The sequence below is a fragment of the Microcoleus sp. CZ3-B2 genome, assembly GCF_036705055.1.
In the GTDB taxonomy this organism is placed as follows: Bacteria; Cyanobacteriota; Cyanobacteriia; order Cyanobacteriales; family Microcoleaceae; genus Microcoleus.
In genome coordinates, this window is the sequence record NZ_JAUBTN010000068.1 from 1 (window position 1) to 21,887 (window position 21,887).

17 protein-coding genes are annotated in these 21,887 nt (G+C 46.2%); 9 read left to right on the forward strand and 8 right to left on the reverse strand.

The genetic code is table 11. The annotated features are described in order from the left end of the window. Positions 1–791: 791 nt before the first annotated feature. The 6 genes from ctaD to QUA97_RS23500 form a co-directional block, all read right to left on the reverse strand. Positions 792–2,465, reverse strand: a complete 1,674-nt coding sequence (gene ctaD, locus QUA97_RS23475; RefSeq protein WP_194066006.1) for a cytochrome c oxidase subunit I — start codon at positions 2,463–2,465, stop codon at positions 792–794. Between the two features lie 59 nt (positions 2,466–2,524). Further along, complete coding sequence (locus QUA97_RS23480; protein WP_333196438.1) at positions 2,525–3,442, reverse strand: cytochrome c oxidase subunit II; 918 nt, start codon at positions 3,440–3,442, stop codon at positions 2,525–2,527. 62 nt (positions 3,443–3,504) lie between these two features. After that, positions 3,505–4,122: a DUF2231 domain-containing protein gene (locus QUA97_RS23485; protein WP_194066004.1), complete on the reverse strand. Its 618-nt coding sequence runs from the start codon at positions 4,120–4,122 to the stop codon at positions 3,505–3,507. Continuing rightward, positions 4,119–4,613: a DUF2231 domain-containing protein gene (locus QUA97_RS23490; protein ID WP_194066003.1), complete on the reverse strand. Its 495-nt coding sequence runs from the start codon at positions 4,611–4,613 to the stop codon at positions 4,119–4,121. Before QUA97_RS23490 ends, QUA97_RS23485 begins: the two co-directional genes overlap by 4 nt. Positions 4,614–4,906: 293 nt before the next feature. Continuing rightward, positions 4,907–7,537, reverse strand: coding sequence for an MGH1-like glycoside hydrolase domain-containing protein (locus tag QUA97_RS23495; RefSeq protein ID WP_333196441.1), 2,631 nt, complete (start codon positions 7,535–7,537; stop codon positions 4,907–4,909). A 39-nt stretch (positions 7,538–7,576) separates the two neighbouring features. After that, positions 7,577–8,389, reverse strand: coding sequence for an SDR family oxidoreductase (locus QUA97_RS23500; RefSeq protein WP_194066001.1), 813 nt, complete (start codon positions 8,387–8,389; stop codon positions 7,577–7,579). 458 nt (positions 8,390–8,847) lie between these two features. On the opposite strand from QUA97_RS23500, the gene QUA97_RS23505 reads away from it, so the two are divergent. Further along, positions 8,848–10,212 carry an NAD(P)/FAD-dependent oxidoreductase gene (locus QUA97_RS23505; RefSeq protein ID WP_228049739.1) on the forward strand — a complete coding sequence of 455 codons (1,365 nt, stop codon included), beginning with the start codon at positions 8,848–8,850 and terminating at the stop codon, positions 10,210–10,212. A gap of 128 nt (positions 10,213–10,340) precedes the next feature. Here the strand turns inward: QUA97_RS23505 and QUA97_RS23510 are convergent, their stop codons facing one another. Both QUA97_RS23510 and QUA97_RS23515 read right to left on the reverse strand, forming a co-directional pair. After that, positions 10,341–11,291, reverse strand: a complete 951-nt coding sequence (locus QUA97_RS23510; protein WP_333196444.1) for a VOC family protein — start codon at positions 11,289–11,291, stop codon at positions 10,341–10,343. A 69-nt stretch (positions 11,292–11,360) separates the two neighbouring features. Continuing rightward, complete coding sequence (locus QUA97_RS23515; RefSeq protein ID WP_194010787.1) at positions 11,361–12,176, reverse strand: cobyrinic acid a,c-diamide synthase; 816 nt, start codon at positions 12,174–12,176, stop codon at positions 11,361–11,363. Positions 12,177–12,495: 319 nt separating this feature from the next. Between QUA97_RS23515 and QUA97_RS23520 the strand changes: the two genes are divergently transcribed. From QUA97_RS23520 to QUA97_RS23555, 8 genes are all read left to right on the forward strand, one after another. Continuing rightward, the gene (locus QUA97_RS23520; RefSeq protein WP_194010788.1) at positions 12,496–12,810 is read left to right on the forward strand and encodes a Mo-dependent nitrogenase C-terminal domain-containing protein; all 315 of its coding nucleotides are present in this window, start codon (positions 12,496–12,498) and stop codon (positions 12,808–12,810) included. A 386-nt stretch (positions 12,811–13,196) separates the two neighbouring features. Beyond that, positions 13,197–14,060, forward strand: coding sequence for an Npun_R2479 family HD domain-containing metalloprotein (locus QUA97_RS23525; RefSeq protein ID WP_194066000.1), 864 nt, complete (start codon positions 13,197–13,199; stop codon positions 14,058–14,060). A gap of 607 nt (positions 14,061–14,667) precedes the next feature. Beyond that, positions 14,668–16,596, forward strand: a complete 1,929-nt coding sequence (locus QUA97_RS23530; protein WP_194065999.1) for an alpha-amylase family glycosyl hydrolase — start codon at positions 14,668–14,670, stop codon at positions 16,594–16,596. Between the two features lie 245 nt (positions 16,597–16,841). Beyond that, complete coding sequence (locus QUA97_RS23535; protein ID WP_194065998.1) at positions 16,842–17,192, forward strand: hypothetical protein; 351 nt, start codon at positions 16,842–16,844, stop codon at positions 17,190–17,192. 304 nt (positions 17,193–17,496) lie between these two features. Further along, positions 17,497–18,345 carry a 3'(2'),5'-bisphosphate nucleotidase CysQ family protein gene (locus QUA97_RS23540; protein WP_333196447.1) on the forward strand — a complete coding sequence of 283 codons (849 nt, stop codon included), beginning with the start codon at positions 17,497–17,499 and terminating at the stop codon, positions 18,343–18,345. Positions 18,346–18,576: 231 nt separating this feature from the next. Then, complete coding sequence (locus tag QUA97_RS23545) at positions 18,577–19,257, forward strand: Crp/Fnr family transcriptional regulator (protein ID WP_333196449.1); 681 nt, start codon at positions 18,577–18,579, stop codon at positions 19,255–19,257. After that, a complete protein-coding gene (locus tag QUA97_RS23550; protein WP_333196452.1) occupies positions 19,254–21,203 on the forward strand; it encodes a M61 family metallopeptidase in 1,950 nt (649 codons plus the stop codon). Before QUA97_RS23545 ends, QUA97_RS23550 begins: the two co-directional genes overlap by 4 nt. Positions 21,204–21,352: 149 nt before the next feature. Next, complete coding sequence (locus QUA97_RS23555; protein WP_194065994.1) at positions 21,353–21,826, forward strand: tellurite resistance TerB family protein; 474 nt, start codon at positions 21,353–21,355, stop codon at positions 21,824–21,826. The last annotated feature ends 61 nt before the right edge of the window (positions 21,827–21,887 follow it).

Sequence of the window (21,887 nt, forward strand, 5' to 3'; positions counted from 1 at the left end):
GTTAGTTGTTAGTTGTTAGTTGTTAGTTGTTAGTTGTTAGTTGTTAGTTGTTAGTTGTTAGTTGTTAGTTGTTAGTTATTAGTTATTAGTTATTAGTTATTAGTTATTAGTTATTAGTTATTGGTCATCAGGAAGAAAATACCTCTAGCATTCGATCGATCTCAATTATTGAAAATATCTGCGTTATGGCGGTTCGATCGCGTGGTGAGGTATGCCCAATGCCCAATGCCCAATGCCCTATCCCCAATGCCCAATCCCTCCGCTTCGCTCCGCCCAATTCCCAATTCCCAATTCCCAATGCCCAATGCCCAATGCCCGACAGCAGCTCCTATGAGAGCTTGAAAGCCTATAATCTGTGTTGATCCGCCTGAAATCAGCGGTTGAAATTGCAGCTATAGCGCGTCGCGTGAGAACCCCGGTCAATAAGCCGGGGATGAAACGCAGTTGCAGCCTTTAGGCTGCGAGTAATCTGTGTTATAATTTTAACAATGCGGAACAAGTAGGCGTATCAACTACGTGTTAAACCATTCCTAGAACGGTGAGATTCCGGGCAGTAAGACACCCTCAACATTTTTGTTTGAGAAAGACTATGGTACAGCCAAGCAGCGCAGGATGGAGAGCGTACCGAACTGGCAAGAGTGTTGAAAAGTGCGAACGAAAGCATAAAGCAAAAAGTAAGCGTAATTGCAACACCAAAAGGTAGTTGTTTTGAACGTCTAGAGGTGTCTTGACAGCGCCTTTAAGAGTGTCAAAGCTTCTTAAGAATCTCCGTGCGTTCACGCCGGAGAGTGTCAATCTTGAGCAGAAGCCTGGGTAATCGGATCGGGAGAATCGACATAGTGGTAGGGCGGCAAAGTCACAATCGGAATCTGGGCAAAATTCTCAACAGGCGGCGGCGAAGAAACAGTCCACTCCAACCCCGTAGCGTGCCAAGGATTGTCCGTTGCTTTCGGGCCCTGCAGCGCGGAAACCACCATATTGACGATAAAAGGCAGCGTCGATACCCCCAGCAGAAATCCCCCCAAACTGGCAATGACGTTCAACCCTTGGTATTGCGGATCGTAGGAAGCAACCCGGCGCACCATCCCTTGCAAGCCCAACGGGTGCATCGGAAAGAAAGTCAGATTAGCCCCGATAAAAGTTAGCCAGAAGTGGATTTTGCCCCAGCCCTCGGCGTACATCCGCCCAGTCATCTTGGGAAACCAGTAGTAAATTGCTCCAAAAATCGCAATTGTGATGGTGTTGAACACAATGTAGTGGAAGTGGCCGACTATAAAATAAGTATTATTTACGTGCAGATTAAAAGGCACTGCCCCCAGCATAACGCCCGTGATGCCGCCGAACAGAAACATGACTACGCCACCCAAGGCAAACAGCATCGGCGTTTGTAGGTGCAGCTTTCCGCCCCAAACGGTAGCAGTCCAAGCGAATACCTTAACGCCAGTCGGCACGGCGACTAACATGGTGGAGAACATGAACAGCATCCGCATCCAGCCGGGAGTGCCGCTGGCGAACATATGGTGTACCCAAACGAAGATGCTGAGTAGAGAAATTGCAAAGGATGCAACCGCTACGGATTTATAGCCAAACAAAGGGTTGCGGGAAAAAGCAGGCAAAATCTCCGAGAAAATACCGAAGGCCGGCAGCGCCATTACGTAAACTGCAGGGTGCGAGTAAAACCAGAATAAGTGCTGGTAGAGAATCGGGCTACCTTCGTTAAAAGGATCGAAAAAGGTTGTCCCCAAGGCTAAATCGAACAACATCAGCACCGCAGCCGCTGTCAGGGCTGGCAGGCAAAACAGTTGCAGCAACTGGGCGCTCAAAACCGTCCACACAAAGATTGGCATTCGGAACCAAGTCATGCCCGGTGCTCGCATTCTGACGATCGTCGTTACGAAGTTAACTCCCCCCATAATCGACGAGATGCCCAGCAGCGCCACACTCACCAGCCAGATCAGTTGGCCGTTGATTAAATCGCCTGACGGGTTTTGGATGCTGACCGGCGGGTAAGACCACCAGCCAGCCTGGGCGGTGCCGCTGGGGAGCAAGAAGCTGGAAATCAGCAGGATGCCTGCGGGGGGAATTATCCAGAAGGAGATGGCATTGAGGAGGGGAAACGCCATGTCCCGCGCCCCGATCGCCAGCGGTACCAGGTAGTTGCCTAGACCCACCATGCAGGGGAAAACCCACAGGAAGATCATTATTGTCCCGTGCATGGTGAACAGGCCATTGTACAGCGGGCGATCGACTAGATTTAATGCTGGAGAGATCAGTTCGGCGCGCATAATCATCGAGAATAAACCCGCGATTAAAAAGAAGATAAAAGCAGTAATTAGGTACTGAATGCCGATAACTTTGTGATCTTTGCTGAAGCTGATGTAGCGCCGCCAAGGAATCGGATTTTCGCGGAGATCGCTTTCACGATCGCCACCGTTGGCTATGTTTTCCATCGAGTTATTTGTCATTTTTCAGTTACTTAGTTATTAATCGAGAGCAAATTCTGTTTTTTTGCCGAATAGTTCGATCAGTTGGGATGATTTACCACAGGAGGCGGAGCCGGTGTCACAGTGGGCCAGAAGCTGCTTCTGGTTTTCTGCACTTGCTTTTTGTATTCGGAAACCGCCTGATTCTTTGCAGGAGTTGGCGATTGTGTCGCAGCTTGGGTCAGCCAGCGATCGTAAGCTGCGGGGGATTCAACGTACACATCCGCATCCATCAGGGCAAAGTAAGTGCCGCTGAATTGAGAATCTCTCAACCGATATTTGCCTTCTCGGATCGGCGCAAACACAAAATTAATACTGCGGTTGGGAATGATATCTTGCTTGATGCGGAATTCAGGAACGTAGAAACCGTGAATAACATCCAGCGATTGCAATGTCAGCCGCACGTTTTGATTGACTGGTAGGTGCAATTCTGTACTGGTAACATTCTGGCGCGGATAGCGGAAAGACCAAGACCACTGTTTAGCAATTACCTCAATTTCTTCAGAAACTAATTTAGAATTGTTGTTGTTTTCCGTAGGTTTTTCGGCGGCATAAACAGGTTCTTCTAGAGGCAGGTGCAAGTGGGCGATCGGTGTCAAACCTTGGATGTTGATTTTTTGATAAATCATGTAGCTTTGAGCCGCAACCCACATCACTAACAACACCGGAACAACTACCCAAAGAACCTCGATTTTCCAATTTCCCCTCGCAGGATGACCGTGGCTGAAGTCTCCTTTCGGTGCGCGGGAAGTGAGGATAGAATAGAGGATAATGGCAGAAATTCCGATAAAAATAAACGTTCCGATAGACACCAAGAAGCTAAACAGATTGTCAACTTGTTGGGCTTCTGCGGTTCCCTGACTGGGCATCCAAGAATAGGCCTGCTGTCCTACCCAGTGGCTGGCTATCATATCTAAGGCGATCGCGATCGCCAATAGCAAGCTCATGAAAACTTTCATAAAATTCCTGCTGCTTGAAAAGATGCGTATTCTAAGTCGAAACTCTTAATTTATTTACCTATTTACTGGAGGGCAGAACTAGGATTTAATCCCTGTCGGAGCAAACCCGCAGCCGTATTGTGAATCCCAAACTGGTCTCCCATGTGTGCTCCGAGCGTCCCGTGAACGAATAGTAAACCCAGCATGACAACGCCTGCTAGCAAATAGCTCCACTGCACTTGTCTGCTGGCGTCTTTGCGCCAGCGGTAGCGCTGAAACCCCCTCCACACGGTCAGGGCAACGATCGCCCCCAAGAGCAAAACTCCGCCTAAACCGTGCAATACCATCGTCGGCGCTGCACCCAACCCCCACGCACTCTTGACATTCGCAGGGGGATCTGCGAGCATAATCTCGAAAAATCCGGCTGCGACAGTAAAAAATGTGACGATCGCACTTGCGACCAAATTGTACCAGCCCACATCATAAAAGCCCGATCGCAGCGCAGGGACAGCCAAAAATTTCAAAATCGGTCTTTCTAACGGAAAAAGATTTCCTGCTATATCAAACAAGATGGCAATTATAAACAAACCCAGGGTAAAATGCACCAAATTCGGATGAATTGGCACTTCGTAGGGCAGTCTATTTGCACCTAGCTTGAACCCCAATTGATCGGTAAGTTGCTGCACAAGTTGCGAATTCATTGCAAAATTCCTCTTTTCGTCGCTTCAACGATCGGCTCTACGTGCAACCCGTAAACCCAAACCAGCCGAGTTCCCAGATATGTTTGAAATAAAACCAAACAACTCAAAAAAGTTGTCGCCCCCAGATAAGCCGGCGGTACTTTCAAGGGACTGCGCCTGCGAATTACAAAGCGCCAACCCATAATTCCCGCCAGAATTGCCGCCAGTGACCATCCCGTAATCGTGTGCAAATCTAGTACCGGTTTAACCACCTCGTAAGGTTGCGCCAAACCAGCTTCAAACTGACCGAACATCACAGCTAGGAATATGGAAACTGTCGCCACAAACAAGTTCCAGAAACTCACCTCAAACAAGCGGTGATTGCGAGTAAAATATCCAACAAGGTCGCAGAAAAATGAGAAAATTACCATCGCAATTACAAAGTGGACAAGAATCGGATGGAGCGGATCGGGATAAGGTAGATTTTCGCTATTGAGAGGTAGAGCAGGCATTGCTTTGTCCTTACGGCATCAATAAATTATATAGCCTTTCTCAGAAAGATGAGGTACTGTCGGGCATAGGGCATAGGGCATACCTCACTTTTTTAAGAAAGGCTATATCATATCCAATCAATTACCAAGTATCAACAATTCACAGGTTCGTAGTGAGGAATTTAGTTCTTATAATTGCGGGCTAAAGTCCTCACTACAAACCAATCTTGTCTTTATGGTTAGAGGGCAATGCGGTTTGCTGAAAATTGCCAATTTCATATCTAAACATCGATTTAAACAAAACATTGTCAGTTTCATGGTTTGTCGCTCACTTGCTGGATCAGTTTCGCCACCACAGCAGTCCATCCCGTCTGGTGAGACGCGCCCAATCCTGCACCGTTGTCGCCGTGAAAGTATTCGTGAAACAAAATCAAATCGTGCCAGTGAGGATCGTTTTGAAACTTTTCTAAACCGCCATAGACTGGTCTTTTACCATCTTTACCTATGATAAAAATGCTATTTAGCCGCTGCTCTAATTGCAAGGCAACTTCCCATAAATTCATCATAACTTCAGAGCCAGTAGGAAATTCTACTTGGAAGTCATCGCCGAAATAATGGTAATATTTTTGCAACGATTCAATTAATAAGAAATTTAACGGAAACCAAATCGGCCCGCGCCAGTTTGAGTTTCCACCAAATTGATCAGTTGTAGACTCAGCAGGCTCATAGTCTACCTGATATTTAATGCCATCCCACTCAAAGATAAACGGATGTTCTAAATGATAGCGAGAGAGGGAGCGAATGCCGTAGGGCGAAAGAAATTCATTTTCATCGAGCAGCTTTTTGAGGACGCGCTGCAATTTTTCGGCGGTGGTAATTGAAAGCAGCCTGCGCTCACCGACTCCGGGAATTTCCATACTGGCAATATTCTTTGCTAGTTCTGGGCGGTTCTTGAGAAACCAATCCATTTGCTCTTGGAAACCCGGCACTGTTTCTAATAATTCAGTTTCCAAAGTATCGACGGCAAATAGTAGCGTCATCCCCACCATTGAGCGCACTTTGAGCAAGCAACATTCACCGTTAGCCTGAGACAGAGCATCGTAATAAAAGCCGTCTTCATCGTCCCACAAACCGATTTTTTGGGAACCGACATGGTTAACAGCATCGGCTATGTGAAGGAAGTGTTCAAAAAATTTAAGCGCCATGTCCGCGTACACTCGATCTTCGCGGGCAAGTTCTAAGGAAATTGCTAACATATTTAGCGCAAACATTCCCATCCATGCCGTGCCGTCTGCTTGTTCCAAATAGCCGCCAGTTGGTAATGGTTTGCTGCGGTCAAATACCCCAATATTATCTAAGCCTAAAAAGCCGCCTTGAAACAAATTTGCACCTTGAGGATCTTTGCGGTTTACCCACCAAATAAAGTTGAGCAGCATTCTGTGAAACATCCGTTCTAGGAAGTCCCGATCGCCTTTACCTACTCGCTTTTCTTCAATTTTATAAACTCGCCAGGCCGCCCAAGCTTGCACGGGCGGGTTGACATCTCCAAACGCCCATTCATAGGCGGGAATTTGACCGTTTGGGTGCATATACCACTCGCGAGTTAGCTGTAGCAATTGCCGCTTGGCAAAGTCAGCATCGATTAAGGCGATCGGAATGCAGTGAAATGCCAAATCCCAAGCTGCAAACCAAGGATATTCCCATGTATCTGGCATGGAAATGACTTCTTCTGCATAGAAATTTCGCCAGTCAGCATTGCGACCATTTAAACGCTGCGCCGGTGGTATTGCTTCTGCGGGATCGCCTTGCAACCAAGTGCGAACATCGTAGGCGTAAAACTGTTTAGTCCACAATAAGCCAGCAAAGGCTTGACGCTGTACGTTGCGGACATCTTCCTCAAGATTTGGAGTTAGCGATTCGTAAAATTCATCGGCTTCTTTTTGCCTTTGAATGAAGGTGTCTGCAAACTCTTGGCTAAAAGCATTGTCGGTATAAACATCAGTAAATCTGAGTTTAATAACTGCTGTTTCTCCTGGCTCAATTTCCCGGTGATAGTGGGCGGCGGCTTTAGTACCGATTTGAGCGGGATTGACAGCTTCTTGGCGATCGCGAACGATTAATTCGTGGAAAGCATCTTTAACATAAGGTGAGGTATTAGCTGTCCCGTACAGGCGCTGTAGGTTGGTTTCATTTTCTGTAAATAATAGGGGAGGATTGTCTTGACAAAATAGCCAGCGATCGCCATATTTTGGATGGTTAGTTTTGATAACTCCATCGCCCGATCGAGCCACATACGCTGATTTTTTGCTGTCCGTCCAAGACCAAGTATTGCGAAACCATAAAGTAGGCAATAAGTCAAGGGTTGCTGTTTCTGAACCTCGGTTAGTTGCGCTGATCCGAATACAAATATCTTCTGGGGATGCTTTGGCGTATTCAGCAACGATGTCGAAATAGCGATCGCCCTCAAAAATTCCCGTATCCATCAACTCATATTCTGGCTGACATTTGTCGCGCTTGGCATTTTCCTCAACCAACAAGGTATAGGGATATTCCTGCTGCGGATATTTGTACAGCCACCGCATATAAGAATGAGTTGGGGTATTGTCTAAATAAAAGTAGTATTCTTTGACATCTTCTCCGTGATTTCCTTGACGGTTGGTAAGTCCAAATAAACGCTCTTTCAAAATCGGATCTCGGCCGTTCCACATTGCTAGGGCGAAGCATAGTTGACCGTGGCGATCGCAAAATCCCCCTAATCCATCTTCACCCCAACGGTAGGCGCGCGATCGCGCAGCATCGTGAGGGAAATACTCCCAAGCCTCACCGTTTGGCGAATAATCTTCGCGGACTGTTCCCCACTGGCGATCGCTTAAATAAGAACCCCAGCGGTTCCAGTGCGCTTTCATTTCGCTGTTTTCTTGAATTCGTTTCTGTTCAGCATCCATTGCAGTTATCCGAGCATATTTCTGATTGCATAATCTCGATTAGCCGCCCGCAGCAAACCCTGGATACAAAGTCATGCCGCCATCCACAAACATCGTTGCACCGCAGACATAATCCGAGTCATCAGAAGCGAGCCAAACAGCCATTTTAGCAATATCTTCTACTTCTCCCACTCTATTGTAAGGAATAAGTTTTAACAATTTTGCTTCCGCTTCTGGTGTATTCCATGCTGATGTATTGATGGGGGTTTTGATTGCCCCTGGCGCAATACTATTAACTCGAATTCTATGGGGTGCAAGTTCTTGGGCAATACTCCGCATCATCATATTTATACCGCCTTTACTAGCAGCATAGTTGACGTGACCCGCCCAAGGAATTACCTCATGTACTGAACTCATGCAAATAATTTTGCCCGCCGCCGCAGAAATATGAGGTTGTACGCCCCGCCGCATAAATTCTTTGGCAGCTTCGCGAGCACACAAAAACTGTCCGGTTAGGTTGATTCCAATGACTAGGTTCCAGTGGTCGAGTGTCATGTCTACCAAGGGCGAATCTTTTTGCAGACCTGCGTTATTAACCAGGATGTCGATGGTACCAAATTCCTCGATCGCCTGACGGAACATAGCCTTAACTTCGTCTTCTTTGCTGACGTCGGCACCAATGGCGATCGCTTCTGCACCCCCGGCTTTGATATCCTCGACAATTTTCTGCGCGTCTTCAGCTTCCGAGTGGTAATTGACTGCAACAGATGCACCTGCTGCAGCTAAAGCACGGGCGATCGCTTCGCCGATGCCAGAACTTCCGCCCGTTACCAGAGCTTTTTGGCCTTTAAGAAGCTCAGGGGAAAAGCTCATATTTTTTCTCCGTCATTTTGAAAATTTATTTGACATTTATTATATAGACTCTCTTTGTCAAATTGATAACAAACTTGTGTCAAATTTGTTATAAAAATAGTCTATACAAGAGATTGTTTTAATTGAATCTCATGCTAGTTATAGCGTCTAGCCATTACCACTTAAATTTATTTATGCCTTAGGAAATATATAATTTTAAATTATGTCTTTCCTAAGGCAGATACCTTTGAATAAGAATTACCCTAATATCATGTCCTGTCAATTAACCGCAGTCAGATTCGATCGCGCGTGCGGAGTTGGGTTGTCCCCAGGGAGCGGACACTGACTGACGCACGCGCGAATCATTTTGGCGATCGCAATCGACCGAACCGGATCTAAGTTGAGGTTAGTTAGAATCAAGCTGCATTTTTGTATAATTAGTGCATCCAGAAAATTATCAAATTTAACAAACAGACAGTATGATGAACAACACAATCTATCAAACTGTAATTGTAGGTGGCGGCTTTGCTGGACTATTTACAGCGTTACACTTGAGCCACCAACACTATCCCCGTTCTGTAATTTTGATCGAAAAAGAGGATCGCTTTTGCTTTAAGCCGTTACTTTACGAATATTTGAGCGGCGAAATGGGTGCAGAAGAAGTTTGGCCGCGCTATGAGGAATTGCTAAAAGGTAGCGGTGTAATTTTTGTTAAAGATGCCGTTCAATCGATTGATTTACAACAGCGAGAAGTCAAAGTAACATCGGGAGATGCTTACAATTACAGCAATTTAGTTTTGGCTTTAGGTAGCGTTACAGGATATTTTGGAGTCGAGGGAGCTCAAGAGAATGCGTTCCCTCTGCGTACCGGAGAAGATGCGATCGCCATTGACAAACACCTGCGCGACTGCTTGCAACAAGCTCTTCAGATTCAAGATGCCCAAAAGCGCCGCAAATTCCTGACTGTCACCGTCATAGGTGCGGGAGCTTCCGGGGTGGAAATGGCAGGTACCTTAGGCGATTTACTGCCAAATTGGTATGCTGCAATGGGCGGCAATGCAGAGGAAGTGCGGGTCGTTTTACTGAATCACGGCGAGCAAATCCTGGAGAACGATATTAATAGTCACCTGCGCGAAATTGCGACAAATGCTCTGCAAAAACGCACAGTACCAGTAGAATTTATTATGGAGGCAAAAGCGACAGCTATTCGCCCCAACGAAGTAGAATATCAGCGCCACGGACAGGCGAAAACTTTATCAACAGGTACAGTGATTTGGACGACAGGAACTAACATTAATTCGCTAATTAAAGGTTTAGCAATTTCTGATGAATCGCGAGACAAACACGGTCGCCCTTTCGTGAACCCTACACTGCAACTGCTAGATTTTCCTGAAGTTTTTGCAGGGGGAGATTGTGCAGCAGTGCAAGGCAATTCTTTACCTCCCACCGCTCAAGTTGCTTATCAGCAGGGAGCTGCAATCGCTCACAATTTGAATGCTCTGGCTTTGGGAAATGAGCTAAAACCTGCGGAAGTTAACCTGCGGGGAACGCTGCTAAAACTTGGGATAGAAGAAAGTGTGGCTAACATTTACAATAGCTTTGAAGTAACCGGAGAACTCGGTCACTTAATCCGCCAAGGTAGTTACTTAGAGTTATTGCCGACTCCAGTTCATAATTTTAAAGTAACAGAGGAATGGCTGAAAGATGAAATTTTCGATCGCCACTTGCACCCGATTCATACTGCCGATGTGGTTAAATGGGTTGGCGGTGCGGTAGTGGGCGTTGTCGTCGCCCGAAAATTGATGCAAATGTTAGGAGATAGCCAAGACAATACAGCTAGTTAATGGCTAAAATTTAGCAATCTTTTGAAATAGCTTAGTTTCTGATATCAAATCCTCTCTTCATCGGAATAGTAAATTGACTGTTGAGTGTTGACTGTTAACTGTTAACTGTTGACTGTTGACTGTTAACATCATTCCGGTTCAACCGGAATTGATGTCAGTAAGATTGCGTGTCCATCAGGATCTTTGACGAGGCAACTTTGGCGGGAAAAACTGGAATTATCTCCAAATTGCACGACCTGCGGCGAGCTCAACTCAACTTTATTTTGTCGCAAATTTTCCAATAGTCGATCGAGATCGTTAACAATTAGTTGGACTTGCATATGAGCAATATCGCAACTTTTCCAATCCCTCGGTATGGGGCGGCCTTTTGGAGTAACTAAATAGTCTAACAGTTCAATTCCTAAACCGCCTTGAATCGGCCGCAGTGCGGTGATTTTGACTTTAGCTTGTGGCAAATTATCGAGGCGAACTTGGGTTTCGCCTTGGTTGAGGCTGCCTCCCTTAATTTGCATTCCCAGTAAGTCGCGGTAAAAGTGGAGACTTTGCTCGGTGTTGCTAATCGCGATCGCGCTGTGATCGATTCCTAAAAAGCAGCGATCGCTCTTTTGATGCCATTTTTCTTGTCCTTTGTCCTCCGGGAACCAAATTAGCTCTAAATTGTGGCCGTCAATATCTTTAAATTTAAAAGCTCGCACGCCAGCAGCTTCTTGATTTTCCGGCGGTATTGTTTGGGGTGCAGTGGAGATGGGGACAATGGGAAAAGAGCGCAGGTGTGCAAAGGCGCGATCGATGTCACTGACTACAATTGCCAAATGTTGAAACCACAAGTCATTACTTTGGGAATCTTTGGGAATGGGTTTTCCCTCAACATTCAGATATTCCATCAACTCAATTTGTTCATCTCCAAGCTGCAAAGTAACAATGCGGATTTTTGCCCGATCAACACCTTCGATCTCGCTGTAATTTTGGCCTTCAACCGTAATATCCGAAACCAATTCAAAGGAGAGTGCTTTGGTATAAAACTCCTGGGAGCGATCGGCATTTTTGACCGTCAATCCAATGGATCTAATTTTCTGCACTTGACGAATCCTCAAAAGCCAGTAAGCGCGATCGGGTAAGATGCCCGATTCACAATTAATAGAACCAGTCTAATGAATAAATTGCAAGTCAGTAGGAAATCTTTCTTCTTCCGGTTCTGGATCGTAAATGTAGTCGCAGTCAAACTGGAAAGCTTGAGAGTGGCGGCTGATGGAAAATCCGCATTGAGTCACCATTTCTGTAGTAAAACTGGCCATGACTAACTCAATGAGTTTTCTGTAAGAAATGTTGGGCTGTTGAACGTAATATGTGCGTCTGGCAAAAAATATTCTCTCATCTTTCGGTACAATTATGCCATTAATTCTGTGGGCGTGTTGAATCGGCTTGATGTAACTTTCAATAAACTGCGACTGACTTTTTTGCAGTCTGGCTAATCTTTCATGTTGCAACCAACTCATTTGAAACACAATTTTAATAAACTCAAAACCCAAAATGTAGTTAAAAACATTATTGCGTTCTTCTGTGCTCAAGACAAAGCGGAGCGCGGATTCTAAATATTGATCGGTTTCTCGGCGCGCTTGTTGAGCTGAGTGGATGTAAAATTGTTTGATGTAGCTTCTCAAATCAGATTCGTTCAATTCTTTTTTGACTTGGAATCTGATTAAATACTCTTTGACTCGGTGGAGAGTATCGACATCTTCAAACATTTTTGAGACTAAGCCGTCGGCTGTATAGTCATCTAAAAATTCTGCTTGCAAGTCTGGAGTAGTGGCGCACAATATGTAAGAAAGGGACAAGACGTAGCGCCGCTGGTTCCAAGGTAAACTTTCGGCCCAAGCTTTAACTTCTACAGGGAGTTTTTCCAGCACGGTATTTGTGTGGGGGCGTTGAAAAAGGTCGGCATTTTTATCATTTTGTTGAATCATTGCCTGAAACCTTCTGTTAGTAAATTGAGCAGGTAATGTTTCGCAGGCAAATAGTAGGATAAGGCAGATGCAGGGAGTTAGACAATATCATAATTTTTTTGCTCTATGTGATGCTACACGGCCTAAGGAGTGCACCCAGTGATCTGTCTCACATTTTTGCGGACTTAGAATCACGACTATGAACTTAATATATCACATTTTAGGGCGTTTGGTATCACAGGAAAAACTTATTCACGTCACTGTCGTAACGGCGGGTTTGATTGATGATTGAGAAGAGTGATTCAGAGCTTTTTGTTGGTAATAACTACTGAGGTCAATCATGAATTCGACTACAAGTATTTTTCCTAAAAATCGGTGTCAATACTTAAGTTTTGGCAAGTTTCTCGTCCAACCAGCGCGACGGTGGCTGGATGGCATTGCAGTGGGCGATCGGCAAGTAGCTCGGTGGTTGTGCCAACTTATACCCGCACAGTGTCCTTTTGAGAGAGATATCCAGCTATGGGGACACCATCTTTTCCACATACCCCCGATGTGCAAACTCAATCCGGTATATGAAGAATTAGTGGGGTTGCGTTTTCGCTCTCTCTCGTTTTTGGCTGACGTATGCGGGGAAGATGTAACGCGGTACTGCTGATTGAGGGGTGTTATACCTCGATCGCCCGTCGAGATCGATTGTTTACCGGGTGCATTGCTCTGCTAGTTGCGAGATTCCAAATTTAAGCCATTATATTTGATAATATTAGTGAATGCCTCTAGATAGGAGCGGGCATTCATCGTGGCAGATAAGTAAAAAATAATCTTAATTATGCAATAGTAGTTCTAGGGTGCGTCACACGCTCAAAAAATCTTGAAATGCGATCGGCTGTTTCGAGCGTGCCGCGCACCTAACACACAGGGTGGAAAATAAAAATTATTGTGTAGCATTAATTTTGACAAATACTAAAACATCAAACGGTAGCATTAAAAAAACAACAAGTATATAAATAATTTAACAAGCTACTTTTGCTCGAGCAAGTGAATATGTTTAACGCAACTGAACTGCTGATTAATACTTTTGTAAATCGGCTAATTGAAGGCTACCGCCACACCTACGGCGGGTTCAAATCTGACTATGGCGAGATTATTGGTTGGGTAGCCGATATGGCTTTACAAAATATTGCTAATAGCGATGCTCTTTACCACAATGTAGAACACACTATTTTAGTGACATTGGTAGGACAAGAAATTCTGCGAGGCAAGCACATCCGCGAGGGTGGTGTTTGCTGCGAACATTGGCTGCATTTCCACATTGCTTTGCTGTGCCACGATATCGGGTACGTCAAGGGGGTTTGTCAGCAAGATAGAACAGATTTGCGACTGTATGCGACGGGCATAGGCGACTTGAAATTAACACTGCCTCGGGGGGCGACGGATGCGAGTTTGACCCCTTATCATGTCGATCGCGCAAAAATGTTTATTGAAGAGCGTTTTGGAGGTCACAGACTGATTGATGCCGAGGAAGTTAAGCGGAATATTGAGTTAACTCGTTTCCCGGTTCCAGCAGGGGAAGATCATCAAAATACTGCGAATTATCCGGGTTTGCTGCGGGCGGCGGATTTAATCGGTCAGTTGAGCGATCCGCGATATTTGCAAAAGGTGGCTGCGCTGTTTTACGAGTTTGAGGAGACTGGTCAAAATCAGGTGTTGGGATATCGCAATCCGGGGGATTTGCGGGACGGGTATCCTAAGTTTTATTGGAATGTGGTGTATAGCTATGTCAAAGATGCGATCGGCTATTTGGAACTGACGCAGCAGGGGAAACAAATTGTCGCTAATCTGAATGCAAATGTGTTTCGGGTGGAGCATTCTGAAGTGGAAGTTGAGGAAGTGGCTGTAGTTCGTTGATTCTCGATAGTTGCGAGAAAGCAATCTCAATAAAATGTGTAATTCGCGATCGAATTCAGCAATCCTGTTGATATTGCAGCGCCAAATTTTCAATGAGTTCGACCATGGCGCGAACCCTCGGCATTTCCGCGAGAATTTCGCTCCAGTACCACTGTCCGTTAGGATTGAGTTCGATAAAATAGAGCGTGTCGTCCTCGTCGCGAATGATGTCGAACGCACCAAAATTTCAACCAAATTCGTCAAGCATTTGATGGAGTTTCTTGAAAAAGTCGATCGGCATTTAAATCGAATATAGAGGCGGGATCTTCTGCCCACCCCACAAAAAACTCAAAAAAGAAGATATCCAAAATTTGCGGAAGGGATAAAAAAAGGGGGAAAAGTCCGTGAAGCGTAGCTATCAACCAGGGAATTGCACAACTACCATCAAACTTTGAGGACTGAAGTCCTCAATACAAACCTATAGACGACTCCACCATCTGTCTTTAGACAGATTTTATTCAACCAGTAAATTCCGTATGATGCAGTAAAAGTTAGTCAGATGAGAAGGCTATCTCCGACTCTAGCTCCGAATAACTGACCAATCTTACTAAATCAAAAAATATTTCTCATGACACCAGTCACTCCCACTCAAACTTCCTCTCAATACGAAACTACCAAACCCGAAGAAAAAATTGAGTCTCTGGTAGCAGAAGTTCAACCAGAAAGCGAACTCGATTTAGAATTCCTCTACACCAGAGACATTGAATTTCGCCAAGAAACAATTTATTTCATTGTAGTTGATCGCTTTCATGACGGCGATCCAGAAAATAACGAAGGCCCAAATCCCGAACTGTACGATCCCGAAGGCAAAGACTGGGGAAAATATTGGGGCGGCGATTTGCAGGGAATTATAGACAAACTCGATTACTTAAAAGACATGGGTGTTACCGCACTGTGGTTGACTCCTTTATTCGAGCAAGTAGAAGCATTATTTGTCGAACAAGCTGCGATTCACGGCTACTGGATCAAAGATTTTAAGCGACTAAATCCCCGATTTATTGCCAAAGGCGATAATCCTTCAATCAACCAAACACAAGAAACTAAAGATACCGTATTTGACAAATTAGTACACGAGTTGCACCAGCGAAACATGAAACTCGTCCTCGATATTGTCTGCAATCACAGCAACCCAGATTTTAGTGGCAAGAAAGGGGAACTCTACGACGACGGCGTAAAAATAGCTGACTTTAACGACGATAAAGATAACTGGTATCACCACTACGGCGAAGTTAAAAACTGGGAAGATGAATGGCAAGTCCAAAACTGCGAACTGTCGGGCTTAGCAACTTTCAATGAAAATAATATTGCCTATCGCAGTTACATTAAGTCAGCAATTAAACAGTGGCTGGACAGAGGTGTTGATGCTTTGCGGGTTGATACGGTCAAGCATATGCCGATTTGGTTTTGGCAGGAATTCAATGCTGACATTACCACTCACAGACCTGATGTTTTCATTTTTGGCGAGTGGATTTACAGCGATCCGAGAAACGATCGTTCTGTGGAGTTTGTCAACGAGTCGGGGATGACTATTTTAGATTTTGGTTTGTGCGTGGCAATTCGAGAAGCTTTGGGACAGGGGGCAGAAGGTGGATTTCATTTAATCCAAGATGTCTTGGATTTGGATCACCGCTACTACGGGGCGACGGAGTTGATCACGTTTATCGACAATCACGATATGCCGAGGTTTCAGTCGTTGAATGGCGATCCGCAAATACTGCAATTGGCGATATGTTTAATTATGACGACTCGCGGCATTCCCTGCATTTATTACGGCACCGAACAGTATCTGCACGATGATACAGAAGGGGGAAATGACCCTTACAACCGCCCGATGATGGAAAAGTGGGATAGTGACTCCCAGATTTACCGAGATGTGCGGCTGCTGTCTGGATTGCGGCGGCTGAATCCTGCTATTTCGATGGGCAGTCAGTGGCAAAAATATTTAACTCCTGATATTTATTGTTACGTGCGGCGCTATCGGGATTCTGTGGTGTTTGTGGCGATGAATCGCGGCGATTCGGTTACGACGCTTGAAGCGGTTGATACTGAGCTCCCTGATGGAGAGCATACGGAGGTTTTATCGCGCCGCAAGTTTGAAGTGAAAGATGGGAATCTGTACAATTTAGAGCTTGGTGCGCGGGAAGTAATGATTTTTAGCCGCGTCGGAGAGCGAGTTAAAGCGAAAACTATTGTGCGGGCGCAGCTTAACAGCGTTGAAACTCAGCCTGGGGAAAGAATTGTGGTGGTTGGAGATTGTCCTGAATTGGGGAATTGGGATATTAGCAAGGCTTACCCGCTGGAATACATTAATACTAATACTTGGTTTGGGGAAATTCCTTTTGATGAAAGTGCGGGGAAGTTGATTGCTTACAAGTATGCGCTGTTACGGGAAGGACAGTCGCCGCTGCGAGAAAATCTGGTTTGTCGCCGCTGGGTTTTGGCTAGCGAGGGCACTGTGAAATGGCGGGATAAGTGGGCTAGCGGACGGGAATCTTAATAGTTTGGTGCGGTTTTTTTAAAGAATTGTAAGGTGTGCAGCGCGCACCTTACTGATGATAGGCGTGTCAGATTTATGATGGGGATTGCGCGCCCGGTGACGTGATTTTTGTTGCGCTACAAGGAAGCTAGGGTTTGATATCATGTCCGATCGATTTACCGATATAAAATTGGTTCGTAGTGCAGTTGAGTCCGCAATCCCAGGGCGTATGCAAGTCCCCGTTTGTTTGAGGGCTGGCGCAGGCGGTGAACAAATCAATTTTGTCGGCTAAACCGAATAGTTTCAGGGCGACTCGGCCGCGCAGCCGATCGATAATTGGGGAAATATACAACAATTTTGGGGCGATCTGGTTTAGCGCTGCACACCGCCGCCACTGGAATGCCAATGTCCTCGCCCGTACAAAATATCACGTCGCCGCTGCTGACTTGCTCGGACAATTTGCGCGCGGCGGCCCAATGTTCGGGTTTGGAAGAAATTTTCGATCGCAGTTTGTCGAGGGAGGATATCGCCTCGCCGTCGGGAGCGTAAACGGTGGCATTTTAGCGGTCTCTCAGAGCCTGCAGGACGTGTCTGGGGCATTTTCCGAGTTGGGATAGGGTTCAATGCCATCGAGGTCTATTTTGCGACCTAACGCTAAATGGTATTTCAAAATATTCTCCTTATAATACTGGTGCTGGCACGAATTAACTTAACCTCAGAAGATTCTCTCCTAGGAGATTGCGAGGCGAATCCTGTCTGGGGCTGGTACAGCAACTGCCCGATCGACCTCGTGCAAACGGGGGTTTCAAGGACACCCGCGATCAAATCCTGTACGAATAAAAAACAGTGACAGAGGTCGATCGATTCAAATGAACTAAGATTTTATCCTGAAAGTTAGCTAAAACATTTATTTTAAACCTCATGTATATTTCTCCAGAGCAAGACCTAAAAATTCGCTACATTATGCGCGAGTGCGGTCAGGAAGCTTACAAGCTGGCGGCGCAACCTTTTGAAGTTTGCCAGAAAGGCCCGGACGACTACGTGACGAGTATAGATCGCTACTTAGACGGACAATTATCGGCAGCATTTAACGCTTTGTTTCCTGAAGACGGCACGATCGCAGAGGAAAACATCGCCTCCAGAGCAGCTTACTCGGCCAATTACCAGCGGCTGTGGTGCATCGATCCGATCGACGGGACGGAGGGATTTATTCAGGGAAAACAGCACTACGCCGTGATGGTGGGACTGCTGGTTGAGGCCGAACCAGTCGCCGGTTGGATCTATGCCCCGGCTTTTGACAAAATGTATTTTGGGGGCAAAGATTGGGGATTGTTCCAAAGTGTCGGAGTCGAAGCGGCACAGCCGATCGCCCCCTGCAAGCCGGAGGCTCCGACAGCGGAAAACTGTAAAATTATTCTCGGAGACAAAGACCAAAAAAACTACGGCGGGGCGATCGCCCAAAGCATCCCCGGAGCCGAATTTTACTCCCTCGGCAGTTTTGGCTTAAAAGTGATGGAAGTCATACAAGGTCGAGCCGGTTTGTACCTGTATTTCAACGGCAGAGTTAAAGTGTGGGATACCGCCGGCCCCCTGGCTCTAGCAAAAGCCGCCGGATTGGTTTGTTGCGACTTGCAAGGTCAACCGCTGAGGTGGACTAAAGACGCGATCGATCCGGAGTCTCTGGCTCACACGCAGCCGATCGCGATCGGCTGGCCGGACTACGTAGAATCTCTGTTGGGCAAAGTTCAAAAGGCACTGACACTTTTGTAAACCCGTTTAAAATTAAAGAATCTGCCAATTTTAAGTGAAGCGCACCTCTGTACCCTTATCATCAATTAGATAAGCTACCAAAAGCAAGTTTCACCGTGTCTGAGATGTCGGTCTCGTTCGCTTTGTGTCAATCTTATCGTAGCAGCAACAAATTGTTGGTTTTCTCTAACAGCGATCGTTCCCTAGCTGTTCGCTGTGGCTCAATCATATTTCCCACCTCCGCGAGTTTGCATGAAGACAGAAGCTTTCAGTGAGCTGTTCCCCCTATTTAAGGGTGCTAACCCAGAAACCTTGGGAGGGCTGCTATCCAATGCCGTCAAACATGAGTATCCCCCAGGCCGAGCTGTAGTGATGGAGGATTCTTGGGGCAACGCCATTTACTTTGTCGTGTCCGGCTGGGTCAAAGTCCGGCGACTCTCAAACGATCGAGCTGTATCGATGGCTATTTTAGGGCGGGGTGCTTTCTTCGGCGAAATGGCGATTCTTGACGAATCTCCGCGATCGAATGACGTACTTGCTCTATCGCCCGTGCGACTGATCAGCGTCACGGCCCAGCGATTTATCCAAACCCTGTTTAAAGATCCGCAACTGCACCACCGGATGCTGCAACTGATGGTGCGGCGGCTCCGCCAAACCAATCTGCGCTCTCAACTGAGCAACCGCCAACCAGCGGTTAAACTAGCAAATACTTTAGTCGAGCTGGCAGAAAACTACGGTCAAAAAACTGCTGAAGGCAAAGATATCTTCAACATCCCTTATCAAGACTTAGCTGATGTGACAGATATCACCTTAGATGAAACCAGCAAAATTATGGAAAAACTCGATAGTAAAGGCTGGCTCAAAATCGACCCAGAGCGCCAAACTATCCATTTGATCAACCTCAAGCACTTGATTAATTTGGCAAGTCAATGACTGATGTTACTTCTTTGGATATTTCGTCCGCTGCCGGCAACTCGATCGCGCAGCGAACAGCACCGACAATTCAATATTGGGTGGCGATGCCCAATCCCGAATCCCACCTGTTTGAAGTGACTTTGCGCGTGCAAGGTTGGTCGCAGCCGGTGCTGGATTTGAAAATGCCTGTCTGGACTCCCGGTTCTTACTTGATTCGAGAGTACGCCCGCCACCTCCAAGATTTTCGAGCGCGATCCTCTTCGGAGTCTTCGCTAACGGGCGATTCCCTGCGGGATAGCTCTGCTTCACGAACTTTACCTTGGCGCAAGCAAAGCAAAAATCATTGGCAAATCGAGACAAATTCAGTGTCAGATGTCACCGTTTGCTACCGGATTTTTGCCAACGAACTGACAGTGCGAACCAATCATTTAGACTCGACTCACGGTTATTTCAATCCAGCAGCTTTGTGCTTTTTCTTGCCCGGTTTTGAGCGCAACTCCTACATCGTGACCGCTGTACCGCCGCAGCCCCAATGGCGCACAGTGACTACTTTGCCTCCGGTTTCCGGGCAGGATATGACTTTTGCTGCTGCCGATTTTGATACCCTGGCCGACAGTCCTTTTGAGATTGGCTGTCACGAAGTGTACGATTTTGAAGTAATGGGAAAACCCCACCAGCTAGTGGTTTGGGGGAAAGGCAATTTAGCACCGGATCGGGCGATTAAAGATATCAAGAAAGTCATTGAAGTTGAGGCCGAAATGTTTGGCGGTTTGCCTTACGAACGGTATGTGTTTTTGCTGCATTTGTCCGGCTCCGGTTTTGGTGGATTGGAACACAAGGAAAGCTGCACTCTCAACTATCCGCGTTTTGGTTTTCGGGCTAAGGAAAAATACGAACGCTTTATTCAATTGGTGGCTCACGAGTTTTTTCACCTCTGGAATGTCAAGCGAATTAGACCGAAAGCTCTCGAAGTATTTGACTATGAACAAGAAAATTATACTCCTTCTTTATGGTTTTCTGAAGGCACGACCAGTTATTACGATTTGGTGATTCCTTTTCGTTCTGGTCTCTACAATGTGAAAGGTTTTTTCCAAAATTTATCGAAGGAAATTACTCGCTTGGAGACGACTCCGGGGCGGAAGGTGCAGCCGGCAAGCGAATCGAGCTGGGATGCTTGGATTAAACTTTATCGCAGAGATGCTAATAGCGACAATTCGCAGATTTCCTATTATTTGAAAGGGGAACTTGTTTCGTTTTTGCTTGATTTGTTGATTCGAGCCAAGCACGGTAACGCCCGATCGCTCGATGATGTGATGCGTTTGATGTGGCAGCAGTTTGGTAAGGGTGGTTCTGCTGAAAATGAAGATTTTGACCTGAAGCCGCCAACAGAGGCAAAGCCGGGGCAGATAACATCAAACGGACAGTTAAATTCTGATGCGCGACCGACAGAAATCGGCTTTACTCCCGAACAGTTGCAAAGGGCGATCGAGTCCGTCGCCGATCGGGATTTGAGCGACTTTTTTGCGCGGTATGTAGACGGCACAGAAGAGCTGCCTTACAACGAATATCTCGAACCGTTCGGGCTGCAAATTTCGGTAGGTGAAACTAACCAAATGCCTCGCATCGGTTGGATTTTGGGAACCGAAAACGGGCGGGAAATGATTAAATTTGTCGAAGCAGAATCTCCGGCGCAGTTGGCCGGAATTGATGCTGGAGACGAGTTGCTGGCGATCGCGGGTTTTCGGGTAGCCAACGCAGAACAAGCGGGCGAAAGGCTGAAAGATTACCAGCCTGGTGACACGTTAGAGGTGACAGTGTTTCACCAAGACGAATTGCGGACTTGTTCTGTTACTCTCGCCGAGGGGTGTCCGAGTCGTTATTCGATCGTACCGGTCGATCGACCCAGCGCGATTCAGCAACAAAACTTTACTGGATGGCTGGGAGTTCCTCTATCAAAATTGTGACATCATGGTTAGTAGTCAGTTGTTATTTGGCAGTTGGCAGTTAGCAGTTGGCAGTTGGCAGTTGTTGCCATTAGCTAATAACAAATAACAAATAAAAAATAACAACTAACAACTAACAACTAACTAATAACAAATTACCAATTTAAATTATGCAAACCCCACAACCTCCATCAATTACGCCCCGCCAAATGAACCTGCTGAGAATAGTTGCTTCAATGGCCTGGGCTGACGGCGAACTCGCCACAGCAGAAGTTAATTTAATGCTCGATCGCTTTTGCAGTTTGTTTGCTACGGATGCCGATCGAGAATCAATGCAACAGGAACTCCGGGATTATATCATGCAAAATATTCCCCTTGACGAGTTGATTTGCCAATTAGAAACTCAAGCAGAAAAGGAATTAGTTTTGCAACTAGGCTATCAAGTCATTGCTTCTAGTTCTCGCACTCCCGACGAACCAAAAATTAACGCCGAAGAAGCTGCCGCTTATCAAAAATTAGTGCAGTTGCTGAATCTTCCAGAGGATGCGGTGAAGCGTATTGAAGCCGAAGCATCAGCGGCAGATAATTCCGAGGGAATTGTAGAGAAGATGGCTCAGAAATTAGAAGATTTCATCAAAGGCTAGATCGAAACCATCGGCGGTTGAAACCGCGCCAGTAGTCAAAATTGCGTGCACTTGCCTGCAG

Coding starts and splice junctions, on each gene's coding strand:
- QUA97_RS23540 (WP_333196447.1), top strand. CDS start 17,497: ATGTATATTTCTCCAGAGCAAGACCTAAAAATTCGCTACATTATGCGC.
- QUA97_RS23495 (WP_333196441.1), bottom strand. CDS start 7,537: ATGGATGCTGAACAGAAACGAATTCAAGAAAACAGCGAAATGAAAGCG.
- QUA97_RS23550 (WP_333196452.1), top strand. CDS start 19,254: ATGACTGATGTTACTTCTTTGGATATTTCGTCCGCTGCCGGCAACTCG.
- QUA97_RS23520 (WP_194010788.1), top strand. CDS start 12,496: ATGAATTCGACTACAAGTATTTTTCCTAAAAATCGGTGTCAATACTTA.
- QUA97_RS23555 (WP_194065994.1), top strand. CDS start 21,353: ATGCAAACCCCACAACCTCCATCAATTACGCCCCGCCAAATGAACCTG.
- QUA97_RS23525 (WP_194066000.1), top strand. CDS start 13,197: ATGTTTAACGCAACTGAACTGCTGATTAATACTTTTGTAAATCGGCTA.
- QUA97_RS23505 (WP_228049739.1), top strand. CDS start 8,848: ATGATGAACAACACAATCTATCAAACTGTAATTGTAGGTGGCGGCTTT.
- QUA97_RS23485 (WP_194066004.1), bottom strand. CDS start 4,122: ATGAATTCGCAACTTGTGCAGCAACTTACCGATCAATTGGGGTTCAAG.
- QUA97_RS23545 (WP_333196449.1), top strand. CDS start 18,577: ATGAAGACAGAAGCTTTCAGTGAGCTGTTCCCCCTATTTAAGGGTGCT.
- QUA97_RS23500 (WP_194066001.1), bottom strand. CDS start 8,389: ATGAGCTTTTCCCCTGAGCTTCTTAAAGGCCAAAAAGCTCTGGTAACG.
- ctaD (WP_194066006.1), bottom strand. CDS start 2,465: ATGACAAATAACTCGATGGAAAACATAGCCAACGGTGGCGATCGTGAA.
- QUA97_RS23490 (WP_194066003.1), bottom strand. CDS start 4,613: ATGCCTGCTCTACCTCTCAATAGCGAAAATCTACCTTATCCCGATCCG.
- QUA97_RS23515 (WP_194010787.1), bottom strand. CDS start 12,176: ATGATTCAACAAAATGATAAAAATGCCGACCTTTTTCAACGCCCCCAC.
- QUA97_RS23530 (WP_194065999.1), top strand. CDS start 14,668: ATGACACCAGTCACTCCCACTCAAACTTCCTCTCAATACGAAACTACC.
- QUA97_RS23480 (WP_333196438.1), bottom strand. CDS start 3,442: ATGAAAGTTTTCATGAGCTTGCTATTGGCGATCGCGATCGCCTTAGAT.